Raw genomic sequence first — 13,507 nt, 5'->3', positions numbered from 1 at the left:
TCCGCAGCACTGGAGGAAGTTCCGTGACCAAGCCGCTCATCGGCGTGACCACCTATCTGGACCAGGCACGCTGGGGGGTGTGGGACATGACCGCGGCCCTGCTGCCGGCTCGCTACCCCCAGCTCGTACGGGAGAGCGGCGGGCTCGCGGTGATGCTTCCGCCGGACGGGCCGGAGGCCGCAGCGGCAGTCGTGTCCCGGCTCGACGGCCTGGTCGTCGCGGGCGGGGCCGACGTCGAGCCCACACGGTACGGGGCCGAGCCCGACCCGCGGACCGGACCACCGGCCCGCGCCCGGGACTCCTGGGAGCTGGCCCTGATCGACGCGGCCCTCGCCTCGGGAACCCCGCTGCTCGGCATCTGCCGGGGAATGCAGCTGCTCAACGTGGCCCTGGGCGGCACGCTGGTCCAGCACCTGGACGGGCACGCGGAGGCGGTCGGAGTGATCGGGCGGCATGCGGTGAAGCCGGTGCCGGGCACCCGCTACGCCTCCCTGGTGCCCGAACTCACCGAGGTCCCGACCTACCACCATCAGGCCGTGGACCGGTTGGGCACGGGGCTCACGGTCTCCGCCCACGCGGAGGACGGCACGGTGGAGGCGGTGGAGCTGGCCGCCCCGGCCTGGGCCCTCGGCGTGCAGTGGCACCCGGAGATGGGCGAGGACCTGCGCGTGACGCAGGGGCTGGTCGGGGCCGCGGCGTCCGTGCGGGTCTGACGCGGGGCCGGCCCCACACCTCCCGACGGACGGCGCGGGGCGGCAGATCGTGAGCGGGGCGGCCGGGGTGGGCTCCGGCCGCCCCGCGGCTCAGGCGCTCGTGGCCGCCACCGCGCGGCGGCCGAGGAGCGCGTACAGGGCGGCGGCCACGGTCATGCCGACCGGCAGGGAGAGGTCGATCCCGCCGAGCACGGAGGCGACCGGACCCGTGTAGAGCGTGTTGACGCAGAGGGCCGCCGAAGCCACGCCCGCGAGCAGGGCGAGCGCACCGGCCGGGTTGACACCGGCGGTGAACCAGAACGGGCTGGTGGGGGACTCGTCGGAGAGCGCTCGCCCGTCATAGCGGTTCCGGCGCGACACGATGTCGGTGGCGTACACGGCCATGAGCGGGCCGATCAGGACCACCGTCATCTGGAGGGCGTTGCTGACGGTGTCCAGGAAGTTGGAGACCAGCAGGCCGTAGAGGGTGAGGGCGATCGCGACGGCGCCGTCGAAGAGGACGCTGACGGTGCGTCGGATGCGCAGTCCGACGGCCTGCAGGGCGAGTCCGGCGCTGTACGCGGTCAGGGCGTTGATGGAGATCGTGCCGAGGACGAGCGTGAGCAGGAAGACCGGGACGAACCAGCCCGGCAGGATCTCCTGGAGCGCCTCCTGGGGGTCGGTCATGTCGACGGCGGTCGCGGCGAGCGCTCCCAGCGCGCCCACCACCAGGCTGGGCAGGAAGGCTCCGAGGGCGGTCCAGCCGGCGATCGCCTTCGGCGGGGCCGTGCGCGGCAGGTAGCGGGAGAAGTCGGCGCTCGTCGTGTACGACAGCGGACCCGAGGCGATCATCGTGGTGCCCGCGACGAGCATCGCCCAGAGTTCGGCCCCGGTGAGCGGCCGGTCCGGCACGTACGAGAAGTCCGCGTGTTTGAGGACCGCGAGGGCGACGACGGTGAAGGCACCCGCCAGGGCCAGGGTGATCGGCAGGTAGAGCTTGATGATCAGGGCGTGCCCGTAGACGCTGATGACCAGCGTGAGGGCGGCGATCAGCACGATGACGGCCACTTGGACGGGAACGCCGGCGGTGACGTCGGCCTTCTCCACCAGCGCGAAGGCGGCCGTCGCGGCGGCGGCGAGGTTGAGCGCGAAGTAGCAGACGGGAGACAGCCTGGCCCTGTACGAAGCGCTCGACGCGGCCGGTGAGCTGCCGCTGCGACTCCACGTGGCGCCCTGGTGCCAGCCGGGCACCGACGCGGACGGGGTGTGGGAGTGGCGCTGCCGTGACCTGGCGGAATCGGGTGCCACGGTGGTGCTCGGGTCCGACTGGCCGATCGCTCCCTTCCCGCCGCTCGGCGTGATGGCCGGAGCCCGGCACCGCCGCCCGAACCGTGACCTCGGGCGGGCTCCGCACGGACCGGAGCAGGCGCTCACCGCCCTGGGGGCGCTGCGCGGCATGACGACGGCACCCGCGTACGCGGCGGGCGAGGAGCACGAGGCGGGCCGTCTCGCCCTCGGTTACCGGGCCGATCTGACGGTCCTGGCGGCCGACCCCCTGAGGACCCCGGCGACGGAGCTGTCGGACGTCCCGGTCCGTCTCACCGTGGTCGGAGGTCGCATCACGTTCCGCGCGACGGACCTCTGATCCGGCGGCGCGGGCCGATCCACCGGGGCGGACGGGATGGTCGTCACCCCCGCGTCAGCGACAGCAGGTCCCGGGCCGGACCCGTCGGGCGGTGGCCCACGGGCCAGACCGCGCGGAGGTCCCGGCGCAGGAGGACCCCGTCCACCGGGATGGCGACCAGCCGGCGCGAGGCCAGCTCCTCCGCGATCGCGAGTTCGCTGAGGACCGCAGGCCCCGCCCCGCTCACCGCAGCCGCCTTCACCGCGGTCGTGGAGGCGAGTTCGAGGAGCGGCGGGGCCAGTCCGCCGTGCGCGGAAAGCGCCGCGTCGAGGACCTGTCGGGTGCCGGAGCCGCGCTCCCGCAGGACCAGCGGGGTCACGGCGAGCTCCGCCGGGTCGAGCGGTTTCCGCCGTCGGGCCCACGGGTGCGAGGGCGCGGCGACGAGCGCGAGCCGGTCGTGCGCGACCACGACCCCGTCGAGGCCGTCCGGCACGGCGAGCCCCTCGACGAAGCCGACGTCCGCCTCACCGGTGAAGAGGCGCTCCGCGACCGCGGCCGAGTTCCCGGCCTGGAGCGACACGGCGGTGTCGGGGCGCTCGGCGCGCAGCGCGATCAACCAGCCGGGCAGCAGGTACTCGGCGATCGTCATGGAGGCGGCCACGCGCAGCCGCGAGTCCCGCCGTCCGCGCAATGCCTGGGCGCCGGCGTCGAAGGCCTCCGCGGCCTCCACGATCCGCCGGGCCCAGTCCGTGACCAGGGCGCCCGCATCGGTGAGCCGGGAACCGCGCGGCGAGCGGTCGACCAGGGCCACGCCGAGCTGCCGCTCCATGGAACGGATCCGGCTGCTCGCGGCGGGCTGGGTGATGCCGACCTCCCGGGCGGCTGCGCCGAGGCTTCCGTGCCGGGCGACGGCGAGGAGGAGTTCGAGCGCACCGAGGTCCGGGACCCGGTGGGAGAGGGGTGACGACGTCTCGCTCGACTCACTGCTCATAAGGCAAGCTTATGGCCTCATAGTCACAAGATCCCTGGTGGGGGCGGTTCCCGCGCGAAACGATCGGGACATGGCAAGCCTCGCACCCCTCCTTCCGGCCCTTCGCGCCACCACCCCCGGCGCGCCGGCGTCCCGTTCCGTCCGTCACCTCGGCCCCAACTGGTACGCCTCGGTGATGGGCACGGCCATCGTCGCCAATGCGGGTGCCGCGCTCCCGGCGGACGTCCCGGGGCTCCGTACGGCCTGCGCGGCGGTCTGGACCCTGTCGTGCGCCATGCTACTCGTCCTGGTGGCCGCCCGCACGGCGCACTGGATCCGGCACCGGGACCAGGCCCGGGCACACCTCCTGGACCCGGCGATGGCGCCGTTCTACGGCTGCCTCTCGATGGCACTGCTCGCGGTCGGCGGCGGGGCCCTGCTCGTGGGGCGGGACTGGATCGGCCTCCCCGCGGCCGTCGCCCTCGATGCCGTCCTCTTCACCACGGGCACCGTGATCGGCCTGGTGGCCGCGGTGGCCGTCCCGTACCTGATGGTGGTGCACCACCGGATCGAGAGCGCGTCACCGGTGTGGCTGCTGCCGGTCGTCGCCCCCATGGTGTCGGCCGCGCTCGGTCCGCTGCTGGTCCCCCATCTGCCCGCGGGGCAGGCCGGGAAGGCCCTGCTGATCGGCTGCTACGCGCTGTTCGGCATGAGCCTGCTCGCCACTTTGGTGATCCTGCCCCTGGTCTTCGGACGGCTGGTCACCGGTGGGCCGCTGCCGCTCGCGCTCACCCCCACCCTCTTCCTGGTCCTCGGGCCCTTGGGCCAGTCGACCACGGCGGCGAGCGCATTCGCGGACACGGCCGCGGGGGTGCTGCCCGCACCGTACGCGCACGGGTTCGCCGCCTTCGCCGTCCTCTACGGGGTGCCCGTCATGGGCTTCGCGCTGCTGTGGCTGGCGCTCGCCGGGGCGATGGCGCTGCGGGCCCGGCGGCGGGGCATGGGCTTCGCCATGACCTTCTGGGCGTTCACCTTCCCGGTCGGAACCTGTGTGACGGGCGCCGCGGCGCTCGCCCGGCACACCGGTCTGGCGGAGTTCCGCTGGCTCTCGATCGGCCTGTACGGGTTCCTCGTGGCGGCCTGGCTGGTGGCCGGTTCCCTCACCGCACGCGGACTGCTCAGCGGTGCGCTGCCCGCAGGGCCCGGGCGAGGGCCCGCGGGGCCTCGGCCAGCGAAGGCCCGTACCAGGTGAGCATGCGCCCGTCGACAAGGGCGGCGGCGGTCCCGGGGAACGCCTCGGGGCCGTCGTCGCGCGTGAAGCGGTAGGGCTCGTCGGGCAGGACGACGAGGTCGGGGCCGGTGGCGCGGAGCGCGTCGAGCGGGATCCGGGGGTAGCGCTCGGGGTGCTCGGCGTACAGGTTCCGGACGCCGAAGCGGGCGAGGAGGTCGCCGGCGAAGGTGTCGCGCCCCAGGACCATCCAGGGCCGCCGCCAGATCGGTACGACGGCGGTGAGCTCCCCGATGGGCGTGACGGACGCCCAGGCCGACTCGGCTTCCTCCAACCAGCGCGGTCGCCGGGGCTCGCCACAGGCTGCGAGGACCCGCGCGAGTTCCCCGATCCCCTGGTCGAGGGTGCGGATCTCGGTGACGAGGACCTCCAGCCCGGCGGCGCGCAGGGCGTCGAGGTCGGCGGCGCGGTTCTCCTCCTCGTTGGCGACGACGAGGTCGGGCCGGAGTCCGGCGATCGCCACGACATCGGGGTTCTTGGTGCCACCGATCCGGGTGGCGTCGAGACCGGCGGGGTGGCTGCACCAGTCGGTCACACCGACGAGGACACCGGGCCGGGTGACGGCGACGGCCTCGGTGAGGGACGGCACCAGGGAGACGACACGGAGGCTCCCGGCCCCCCTTCCCCCGCTCATTCTTCCTCGGCCTCGACGTGGTCGCCGACGGCGACGACGAGGAGACGGGTGCCGGGTTCGGTGGCGCGCCACCGGTGCCGGACCCCGCCGGAGAGGTAGAGCGTGTCGCCACGGCCCAGTCGATGGGCCCGCCCCTCCGCCTCGACCTCGGCGGCGCCGTCGGCGACATAGAGGAGTTCGTCGTTCCGGTGCTGGAACTCACGGCCGGCGTCCTGCTCCCCGGTGAATTCCATGGCGTGCAGCTGGTGACGGCCCCGGACCAGCGACCGCACCCCCGGAGGCAGCACCGGGGAGCGCTCCCCGGCCCGTACGACGTCGACCGTGCGGGAGGCCTCGGCGGCGGCGAGGAGCTCGCCGACCGTGGTCTCCAGGGCCTCGGCGACGTGCTCCAGGGAGCGGCGGCTCGGTCGGGCCCGCTCGTTCTCGATCTGGCTGAGGAAGGGCACGGAGAGCCCGCTGCGGGAGGCGACGACGGCCAGGGTGAGCTGGAGCGCTCTGCGGCGCCTCTTGACGGCCGCGCCCACGCGGGGTGATTCCTTCTCGTCCACGTCGGCTCCCTCCCTCTGCTCGTACCAGTCGGTTACCTGAACCTTACGCAGCTTTGGGGCGGGGTTTCGCGTCGTGCCGAAAAGGAGTGGCCATCGCACACGATCGGCGACCACTCCTTTTCGGCCAGTGAGCCTCGACGGCCACCCCGTGGCTACCGCGGGGCGAGCTCCTCCACCAGGCCGGGGTTCCGGTCGAGCCAGGTCCGGACCGCTTGCTGCTCCCTGCCCTTGCCGGTCTCCTGAATGGCGGCTTCGAGGCCCGTGAGCTGCTCCTCGGTGAGGGAGAAGTCCTTCAGCCAACGGCCGACCTCGGGATTCTCCGCGGCGAAGCCCTTGCGGGCGAGGGTGTGGACGCCGTCGCCCTCGCCCCAGACCCCCTGGGGGTCGGCGAGCTTCTTCAGATCGTGGGCGGAGTAGGCCCAGTGCGGGGACCAGAGGGTGACGACGACCGGTTCCTTGCGGTCGTAGGCGCGCTCCAGTTCGGCGAGCATGCCGGGTGTCGAGCCGTCGACGACCTCGTACTCCCCCTCCAGGCCGTACGCCCCGAGGACCTCGTCCTTGAGGATGCCCATCATTCCGGCGCTGGGCTCGATGCCGATGATCCGGCCCTTGAAGCGTCCGGCCTTCCCCTTGAGGTCGGCGAGGGAGTCGACGTCCTTCACGTACGAGGGGACGGAGAGCTCCAGGGAGGTGGGGCCGTACCAGGAGCCGAGGTCCTCCAGCTCGTTCCGGTACTTCTCCCAGTACTGGGCGTGGGTGACGGGGAGCCAGGCGTCGGTCTGGAAGTCCAGCTGTCCGCCGGCCAGGCCGGTGTAGAGCGCGCCGGCCTCCAACTGCTTGGTCTCGACCCGGTAGCCCCGGCGTTCCAGGAGCTCCTTCCACAGGTACGTGGAGGCGATCCCCTCGTCCCAGGGGATGTAGCCGATGGTGATCTTCTTGCCGTTGCCGTCCGCCGGGCCGGAGGCGCCGGAACCACCCAGGAGGCCCGCGCCGCTGGCCACGAGCGCGAGGACCACGACGCCGACGAGCGCGGTGACCGGCTGGGGGCGGTGGGCCCACAGCCGGGCGCCGGGGCTCTTGTCGCTCGCGGCGCGCGCCTTGGCCGTTGCGCGGCGGCCCAGCGGGGAGACCTGGCGGCCGAGGGCTCCGGTCATCCGGTCCAGGTACATGGCGAGGACCACGATGGAGACGCCGGCTTCGAAACCGAGGCCGATGTCGACGTTGCCGATGGCGCGGTAGACCGCGCCGCCGAGACCACCGCCGCCGACCATGCCGGCGATGACCACCATGGAGAGGCCGAGCATGATGACCTGGTTGACGCCGGCCATGATCGTCGGCAGCGCGAGCGGCAGCTGTACGTGCAGCAGCGTGTTGCGCGGAGTGGTGCCGAACGCCTCGGCCGCCTCGACGAGTTCGCCGTCGACCTGACGGATGCCGAGTTCGGTCATGCGGACGCCCGGCGGCAGCGCGAAGACGATGGTGGCGATGATGCCGGGGACCACGCCGACGCCGAAGAAGATGATGCCGGGGATCAGGTAGACCATCGCGGGCATGGTCTGCATGAAGTCGAGGACGGGCCGCAGGACGGCACTGACCGCCTTCGAGCGGGCCGCCCAGATCCCGAGCGGGACGGCGATCGCCAGGGTGACGAGGGTGGCGACGAGGACGAGGGAGAGCGTGGCCATGGCCTCGTCCCACAGCTGGACCGAGTCGACGAGGGCGAGGCCCGCAAAGGCGAGGACGCCGGCCGCGAGGCCGCGCAGCCACCAGGCGACGACGGCGAGGACGCCGGCGAAGAGCAGCGGCTGGGGTGCGGAAAGGACGGCGTCGATGCCGTCGTAGAGGCCGCTGACACCAGCGCTGACGGCGTCGAACAGCCAGGAAAGCCGGTCCTGGAGCCAGTCGACGGAGCCGTCGACCCACTGACCGAGGGGGAGCCTAGGCACGGGCGGTCTCCTTCCGGCCGTTCGCGGCTTCCCCGACGGCAAGTCCTCCCATGGCCGCGAGGAGGCGTTCCGTCGGCACGACGCCGAGGACGGAGCCCTCGGCGTCCTCGACGGTCACGGGATGGGGGGTCACGGCGGCCACGGCGCACAGGTCGGCGACGGACGTGTCGGGCCCGACGGGCCGGCAGGCACAGTCCCCGGCGCAGTCGGCCGGGGCGACGGCCTCCGTCATGACGGAGGCGGCGGTGAGCACCCGGGAACGGTCGACGTCCTGGATGAAGGAGGCGACGTAATCGTCGGCGGGGCGGACCAGGATGTCCTCGGAGGTACCGAGCTGCACGATCCTGCCGTCGCGCATGACGGCGATCCGGTCACCCAGGCGCATGGCCTCGTTGAGGTCGTGGGTGATGAAGACGATGGTCTTCTTCAGGTGCTGCTGCAGGACGAGGAGCTGGTCCTGCATGTCACGGCGGATCAGCGGGTCGAGCGCGCTGAAGGACTCGTCCATGAGGAGCAGGTCGGCGTCGGTGGCCAGCGCGCGGGCCAGACCGACGCGCTGCTGCATCCCGCCGGAGAGCTCGTCCGGCCAGGACTTCTCCCAGCCGGCAAGACCGCACAGCTCCAGGGCCTCGGCGGCCCGGGCCTCCCGCTCGGCACGCGGCAAGCCCTGGACTTCCAGGCCGTAGGCGGCGTTCTCCAGAACGTTTCGGTGCGGGAAGAGCGCGAAGTGCTGGAAGACCATGCTGATCTTGGTGGAGCGGACCGCGCGGAGCTCCCTAGGGGACAGCGCGGTGAGGTCGTGGCCGTCGTAGAGGACCCGACCGGCCGTGGGTTCGAGCAGGCCGTTGAGCATGCGCAGGAGGGTGGACTTCCCGGATCCGGAGAGTCCCATCACCACGAAGATCTGGCCGGGCTCGACGGTGAAGTCGGCGTCGACGACCGCGGCGGTCACTCCTTCGGCACGCAGTTCCTCGCGGTCGGCACCATCAGCGAGCCGGCGGACGGCTTCGCCGGCTCGTCCGCCGAACACCTTGTACAGGTGGTCGGCCTGAAGCCTGGACACATACACCTCACGGGTAGAAACGGAGAACGGCCCCACCACCCCCGCGCGGTCGGGCCACGGAGCGGACGGGATCGGCCCGCGGGCCCGTTGTGCACGGGAATCCATTTAGTTGCATCCCGCACTGGGCTCCACTCCGGACCCACGCCTCTCCGCCTTCGCAGCACGCAAACGCAAAGGTGACAGGGGTCACGAAAGGCAAGCGGCGGAAGCCCGCCCAGGGCCCCGGCTTCGCCTTCGACCCCGATCACGGCTACGGCTACGGCTACGGCTACGGCTACGGCTACGGCTACGGCTACGGCTACGGCTACGGCTACGGAAGGGTGGGGTGGGGCCGTCATCCCCGAGTGGACGCCCCCTCGGAGGGGGCGCAGCCCCGCGCCCGGACGCGAGAGGGGAAGCACGCCGCTCGGCGGGACCGTCAGTGGGGTGCGGCATGATCGGGGGGTGACGCGACGCCTGATGCTCCTCGACACCGCAAGCCTCTACTTCCGCGCGTACTTCGGCGTGCCGGACTCCGTCCGAGCACCCGACGGCACCCCGGTGAACGCCGTCCGCGGATTGCTCGACTTCATCACCCGGCTTGTCCAGGACCACCACCCCGATGCACTGGTGGCCTGCTGGGACGAGGACTGGCGACCGCAGTGGCGGGTGGACCTGATCCCTTCGTACAAGGCGCACCGCGCGGTCGCGGAGACCTCGACCGGCCCGGACGAGGAGGAGGTCCCGGACACACTGGCCCCACAGGTGCCGGTGATCGAGGAGGTCCTCGCCGCGCTGGGCATCGCCCGGATCGGCTCCCCGGGATACGAGGCGGACGACGTGATCGGCACGCTGGCGACCCGCGCCGAGCACGCCGTGGACATCGTCACGGGAGACCGCGACCTGTTCCAACTGGTGGACGACGCCCGGGGCGTGCGGGTGCTGTACCCGCGGAAGGGCGTGGGCGATTGCGACCTGGTGGACGCGGAGCTGATCCGCACCAAGTACGGGGTCCGCCCCGACCAGTACGCGGACTTCGCAGCGCTGCGCGGAGACGCGAGCGACGGCCTGCCCGGGGTGAAGGGGATCGGCGAGAAGACGGCGGCACAGCTGATCACGGAGTACGAGGACCTGGCGGGCGTACGGGCGGCGGCCGGGGACCCGACCTCCAAGCTCACCCCGGCGAAGCGACGGGGGATCCTGGAGGCAGCCGGATACCTGGACGTGGCGCCGACGGTGGTGCGGGTCGCCACCGACGTGCCCCTGCCGGAGTTCGATCCGACCCTGCCGACCGCCCCCCGCGACCCGGCCGCCCTGGAGGCACTGGTGAAGCGCTGGGGACTGGGCGGCGCGGTGGGCAGGCTGCTGCCGGTCCTGGAGCGCTGAGCCGCCTCCCCTTCCCGGGTCTCCCCGGAAGGCACACCGGGCCTCTTGGCGCACGAAGTGCTAGCTTAGGCATACCTAAGTACGCAGAGTCAGGAGAGCCCGCCGTGGCAGAACAGCCGACCCGCAAGGCACCCAAGGCCACCGAAGCGCGCGTGGTGCACACCGAGCGGATCACTCCGCACATGGTGCGGGTCGTGTTGGGCGGCTCCGGACTCGACGGCTTCGAGGCGGGTACTTACACCGATCACTACGTGAAGCTCCTCTTCGCCCCCGAGGGCGTCAGTTACCCGGAGCCGTTCGACATGGAGCGGATCCGGGCGGAATTCCCCAGGGAGCAGTGGCCGACGACCCGTACCTACACGGTGCGGGCCTGGGACCCCGTCCACCGCGAACTGACCATCGACTTCGTGGTGCACGGCGACGAGGGGCTGGCGGGCCCCTGGGCGGCACGCGCCCAGGCGGGCGAGGTCGTGCGCTTCCTCGGCCCCGGCGGCGGCTACGCGCCGGACCCGACGGCGGACTGGCATCTGCTCGTGGGGGACGAGAGCGCCCTGCCGGCCATCGCGGCAACCCTGGAGCAACTGCCCGAGGGGGCTCGGGCGCGGGTCCTCATCGAGGTCGCGGATGCGACCGAGGAACAGAAGCTCGCTACGGCGACGGACATCGACGTCACCTGGCTGCACCGGGGCGGGGCCCCGACGGGCCGGGCACTCGTCGAGGCCGTCACCGCACTGGACTTCCCCGCCGGTGACGTGCACGCCTTCGTGCACGGCGAGGCGGGCTTCGTGAAGGAGCTGCGCCGGCACCTGCGGCACGACCGCGGAGTGGCGCGCGAGCGCCTGTCGATCTCGGGCTACTGGCGCCTGGGCAAGTCGGACGAAGCCTGGCGGGCGATCAAGCGCGAGTGGAACGAGCAGGTGGAGCGCGAACAGGAGGACTGAGACTCCCAGGGGGACGGGGCAACACCCGTCCCCCTCGCCGTTCGGCGGGGCGGGGCCGCCGGCGATCCATCGCGCCCGCCCCCTGCCGAACAGACGTCGGGCCGGATCAGCGCCCGGCGCCGGGCGCGGTGCGCCGCAGGCCGGAGGGGGCCTCGCGCCGGACCCGTTCCAGTGGCCCGACGCCCCGGCGAGGCACCGTGACCTTCACCGCGCACCCGCCGGTGGGTGCGGGACGACCCTCAGATGGACTCGCCGAAGACGCGCTCCGAGGCGTCCACCTGGGCCAGCCGGCGCAGCGCGGAGAAGATCACGTCGCCGAGGACCGTACCGACGGCGACCCGCTCCACGAGCTCCTCGCGCGCCACGTAGCGCGCCACGTACTCCAGATCCGCCTGCGCCACCCGCTCCGCCGCGTCCGCGTAGACGTCGAGGACCTGGTCGAACGAGCCGTGCCCGACCTCGTACAGCGCAGCGAGGGCCGCCACCAACACCTCCGTCGTCCGGCCCCCCGAGTAGGTCTGCCAACCGCGCGCGGCGATCAGTTCGGCGACCCGCTCCCGCGCCTCCTCCAAGCCGGCGCTCGGTTCGCGGTCGTAGCGCGGCACCATTCGCTCCGTGGCATCGCCCAGCACCTGGTGCACGGTCCGGCCGGAGTCGTCGATCGCCGCAATGACCTCGCGGATGTCCGCCACCGACAGACCACCGACGTCCAGGAGCGCCCGGATCAGGCGAAGTCGCTGTACGTGCGTCTCAGCGTACGAGGCCTGGTTCGGGCTGGTCAGTTCGCCGGCAGGAAGGAGCCCTTCCCGCACGTAGAACTTGATCGTCGGCACGGACACCCCGGTCCTGCGACTCAACTCTCCGATACGCACCGCGCGTTCACCTTCCCAGCACCAATCAGGCCTTGCCCACCGACATCCCATCATAGATAGTGGCGCTATCAGATAGTGGCGAGTGCCACTATCTATTCTTGTCACGGGGGATTCCCATGTCTTCGCCGAACCCGCAGCACTCGCCCGCCCCTTCAACCGCACCACCCCGGCTGCACCAGCCGCTGGTCTGGTTCGCCGCATCGATGGGCGTCCTCGCCCTCGTCTCCGTCGTCGGCCTCCTCTTCGACGACCGGATCCTGGTCGGCGTGCCGATCTGGACCAAGCCGTTCAAGTTCTCGGTCTCGTTCATCGCCTACGGACTGTCGTTGGCCTGGATGCTCTCGCTGCTGCCCCACGGCCGATGGATCGGCTGGTGGGCCGGGACGGTCATCACCGCCGCCAGCGCCGTGGAGATGACCCTCATCACCCTCCAGGTCCTCCGCGGCACCCAGAGCCACTTCAACCAGGCGACCCCCTTCGACGCAGCCGTCTTCCAGGTCATGGGCGGCACCGTCGCCGTGCTGTGGCTGGCCGCCCTGGTCATTGCCGTGCTCCTGCTGCGCGCCCGGATCCTCGACCGGGCGATGGCCTGGGCCGTCCGGCTGTCCTCGCTGATCGCCCTGGCGGGCGCCGCCGTCGGCTTCCTGATGGTCGGCCCCACGCCGGAACAACTGGCGGTCGACGACTCGCCGATCATCGGCGCCCACAGCGTCGGGGTCCCCGACGGCGGGCCGTCAATGCCGCTGACCGGTTGGGCGGCCACCGGTGGCGACCTGCGCGTGGCGCACTTCTTCGGCATGCACGCGCTCCAACTGCTCCCACTGCTGCTGATCGCCCTGACCGCCCTCGCCTCGCGTTCCCACCGGTTCCCCGGACTCGCCCGCCTCGCCGACGAACAGGTACGACTGCGCCTCACGCTCACTGCCTCGGCCGTGTACGCGGCGGTCTTCATCTTGCTCACCTGGCAGGCACTGCGCGGCCAGGCGCTGTTCGCACCGGACGGTGCGACGCTCGCCGGCGCGGGGGCGATCCTGTTGCTCGGGGGCGCAGCCGCCGTACTGTCCCTCCGTACCTCCGCCGACTCCCCCGCCCGGGTCGAGGAGGTCGTGGGATGACCGACCGCCTCTTCGAGCTGGCCTTCCTCCTCGCTGCGCCGGTCTGGCTGCTCATGATCGTGGCACCGCGCTGGCGCGGCACCGAACGCCTCGCGGCCTCTCCGCTCACCGTGCTGCCGCTCCTGGCCCTCTGGGCGGTGTTCGCCGTCCCGGTCCTGCCGGAACTCTGGGCAGCGGTCAGCCAACCCGACCTCGACGTCTTCCGCGCCCTCACCGCCCTCCCCAACGGCGCCGGTGCGCTCTGGGCCCAGGTCATCGCCTGGGACCTCCTCATCGGCCAGTGGATGTACCGCGAGGCCCGCCGCCTCGCCGTCCCCCCGCTCCTGATGGCGCCCCTGCTCCTCCTGACCATCCTCCTCTCTCCCCTCGGACTCCCTCTCTTCCTGGTCGTCCGCTCGATCCGGGTGTCCCGGCAGCACCGGCAAGCGGTCCCCGTAGCCGCGTGACCG

At 72.3% G+C, this 13,507-nt stretch carries 14 protein-coding genes and 1 pseudogene; 8 read left to right on the top strand and 7 right to left on the bottom strand.

What is annotated here, in order from left to right; genetic code table 11:
• Window positions 1-23 precede the first annotated feature (23 nt).
• Complete coding sequence (locus ACFW2Y_RS09410; RefSeq protein ID WP_384875845.1) at window positions 24-713, top strand: gamma-glutamyl-gamma-aminobutyrate hydrolase family protein; 690 nt, start codon at window positions 24-26, stop codon at window positions 711-713.
• A gap of 90 nt (window positions 714-803) precedes the next feature.
• On the opposite strand, the gene ACFW2Y_RS09405 is transcribed toward ACFW2Y_RS09410, so the two are convergent.
• Window positions 804-2,000, bottom strand: coding sequence for a purine-cytosine permease family protein (locus tag ACFW2Y_RS09405; RefSeq protein ID WP_384875843.1), 1,197 nt, complete (start codon window positions 1,998-2,000; stop codon window positions 804-806).
• Here ACFW2Y_RS09405 and ACFW2Y_RS09400 point away from each other — a divergent pair.
• Window positions 1,966-2,337: pseudogene (locus ACFW2Y_RS09400) on the top strand (amidohydrolase family protein); the annotation flags it as partial. The gene ACFW2Y_RS09405 and the pseudogene ACFW2Y_RS09400 sit on opposite strands and share 35 nt — an antisense overlap.
• A gap of 43 nt (window positions 2,338-2,380) precedes the next feature.
• Here ACFW2Y_RS09400 and ACFW2Y_RS09395 read toward each other — a convergent pair.
• Entirely contained in the window at window positions 2,381-3,307 is a 927-nt protein-coding gene (locus tag ACFW2Y_RS09395; protein ID WP_384875841.1) for a LysR family transcriptional regulator, read from the bottom strand.
• A 70-nt stretch (window positions 3,308-3,377) separates the two neighbouring features.
• On the opposite strand from ACFW2Y_RS09395, the gene ACFW2Y_RS09390 reads away from it, so the two are divergent.
• A complete protein-coding gene (locus tag ACFW2Y_RS09390; protein ID WP_384875839.1) occupies window positions 3,378-4,538 on the top strand; it encodes a TDT family transporter in 1,161 nt (386 codons plus the stop codon).
• On the opposite strand, the gene ACFW2Y_RS09385 is transcribed toward ACFW2Y_RS09390, so the two are convergent.
• From ACFW2Y_RS09385 to ACFW2Y_RS09370, 4 genes are all read right to left on the bottom strand, one after another.
• Complete coding sequence (locus tag ACFW2Y_RS09385; protein WP_384875837.1) at window positions 4,465-5,208, bottom strand: helical backbone metal receptor; 744 nt, start codon at window positions 5,206-5,208, stop codon at window positions 4,465-4,467. The two genes, ACFW2Y_RS09390 and ACFW2Y_RS09385, sit on opposite strands and share 74 nt — an antisense overlap.
• Window positions 5,205-5,756, bottom strand: coding sequence for a helix-turn-helix domain-containing protein (locus ACFW2Y_RS09380; protein ID WP_384875835.1), 552 nt, complete (start codon window positions 5,754-5,756; stop codon window positions 5,205-5,207). Before ACFW2Y_RS09380 ends, ACFW2Y_RS09385 begins: the two co-directional genes overlap by 4 nt.
• 152 nt (window positions 5,757-5,908) lie before the next feature.
• On the bottom strand, window positions 5,909-7,702 hold the full coding sequence (locus ACFW2Y_RS09375; RefSeq protein ID WP_384875833.1) for an ABC transporter permease/substrate binding protein: 1,794 nt from the start codon (window positions 7,700-7,702) through the stop codon (window positions 5,909-5,911).
• The gene (locus ACFW2Y_RS09370) at window positions 7,695-8,765 is read right to left on the bottom strand and encodes a glycine betaine/L-proline ABC transporter ATP-binding protein (RefSeq protein WP_384875831.1); all 1,071 of its coding nucleotides are present in this window, start codon (window positions 8,763-8,765) and stop codon (window positions 7,695-7,697) included. The genes ACFW2Y_RS09375 and ACFW2Y_RS09370 overlap by 8 nt, the downstream gene beginning before the upstream one ends.
• 176 nt (window positions 8,766-8,941) lie before the next feature.
• On the opposite strand from ACFW2Y_RS09370, the gene ACFW2Y_RS09365 reads away from it, so the two are divergent.
• The 3 genes from ACFW2Y_RS09365 to ACFW2Y_RS09355 all read left to right on the top strand — a co-directional run bounded on the left by ACFW2Y_RS09365 (window position 8,942) and on the right by ACFW2Y_RS09355 (window position 11,071).
• Window positions 8,942-9,202, top strand: a complete 261-nt coding sequence (locus ACFW2Y_RS09365) for a hypothetical protein (protein ID WP_384875829.1) — start codon at window positions 8,942-8,944, stop codon at window positions 9,200-9,202.
• Window positions 9,203-9,224: 22 nt separating this feature from the next.
• Window positions 9,225-10,130, top strand: coding sequence for a 5'-3' exonuclease H3TH domain-containing protein (locus tag ACFW2Y_RS09360; protein ID WP_384875886.1), 906 nt, complete (start codon window positions 9,225-9,227; stop codon window positions 10,128-10,130).
• 104 nt (window positions 10,131-10,234) lie between these two features.
• Window positions 10,235-11,071 carry a siderophore-interacting protein gene (locus ACFW2Y_RS09355; RefSeq protein ID WP_384875827.1) on the top strand — a complete coding sequence of 279 codons (837 nt, stop codon included), beginning with the start codon at window positions 10,235-10,237 and terminating at the stop codon, window positions 11,069-11,071.
• A 239-nt stretch (window positions 11,072-11,310) separates the two neighbouring features.
• Here the strand turns inward: ACFW2Y_RS09355 and ACFW2Y_RS09350 are convergent, their stop codons facing one another.
• The gene (locus ACFW2Y_RS09350; protein WP_384875825.1) at window positions 11,311-11,943 is read right to left on the bottom strand and encodes a MerR family transcriptional regulator; all 633 of its coding nucleotides are present in this window, start codon (window positions 11,941-11,943) and stop codon (window positions 11,311-11,313) included.
• 116 nt (window positions 11,944-12,059) lie between these two features.
• On the opposite strand from ACFW2Y_RS09350, the gene ACFW2Y_RS09345 reads away from it, so the two are divergent.
• Entirely contained in the window at window positions 12,060-13,058 is a 999-nt protein-coding gene (locus ACFW2Y_RS09345) for a hypothetical protein (protein ID WP_384875823.1), read from the top strand.
• Window positions 13,055-13,504, top strand: a complete 450-nt coding sequence (locus ACFW2Y_RS09340) for an ABA4-like family protein (RefSeq protein ID WP_384875821.1) — start codon at window positions 13,055-13,057, stop codon at window positions 13,502-13,504. The genes ACFW2Y_RS09345 and ACFW2Y_RS09340 overlap by 4 nt, the downstream gene beginning before the upstream one ends.
• Window positions 13,505-13,507 lie beyond the last annotated feature (3 nt).

It is taken from the genome of Streptomyces sp. NPDC058877, assembly GCF_042742855.1.
Taxonomy (GTDB): Bacteria; Actinomycetota; Actinomycetes; order Streptomycetales; family Streptomycetaceae; genus Streptomyces.
This window is presented reverse-complemented; position numbering and strand designations above follow the sequence as displayed.

Bases quoted from the DNA above. Each gene is read 5' to 3' on its own strand.
- ACFW2Y_RS09395 (WP_384875841.1), bottom strand. From the start codon at position 3,307: ATGAGCAGTGAGTCGAGCGAGACGTCGTCACCCCTCTCCCACCGGGTC.
- ACFW2Y_RS09390 (WP_384875839.1), top strand. From the start codon at position 3,378: ATGGCAAGCCTCGCACCCCTCCTTCCGGCCCTTCGCGCCACCACCCCC.
- ACFW2Y_RS09385 (WP_384875837.1), bottom strand. From the start codon at position 5,208: ATGAGCGGGGGAAGGGGGGCCGGGAGCCTCCGTGTCGTCTCCCTGGTG.
- ACFW2Y_RS09360 (WP_384875886.1), top strand. From the start codon at position 9,225: ATGCTCCTCGACACCGCAAGCCTCTACTTCCGCGCGTACTTCGGCGTG.
- ACFW2Y_RS09345 (WP_384875823.1), top strand. From the start codon at position 12,060: ATGTCTTCGCCGAACCCGCAGCACTCGCCCGCCCCTTCAACCGCACCA.
- ACFW2Y_RS09340 (WP_384875821.1), top strand. From the start codon at position 13,055: ATGACCGACCGCCTCTTCGAGCTGGCCTTCCTCCTCGCTGCGCCGGTC.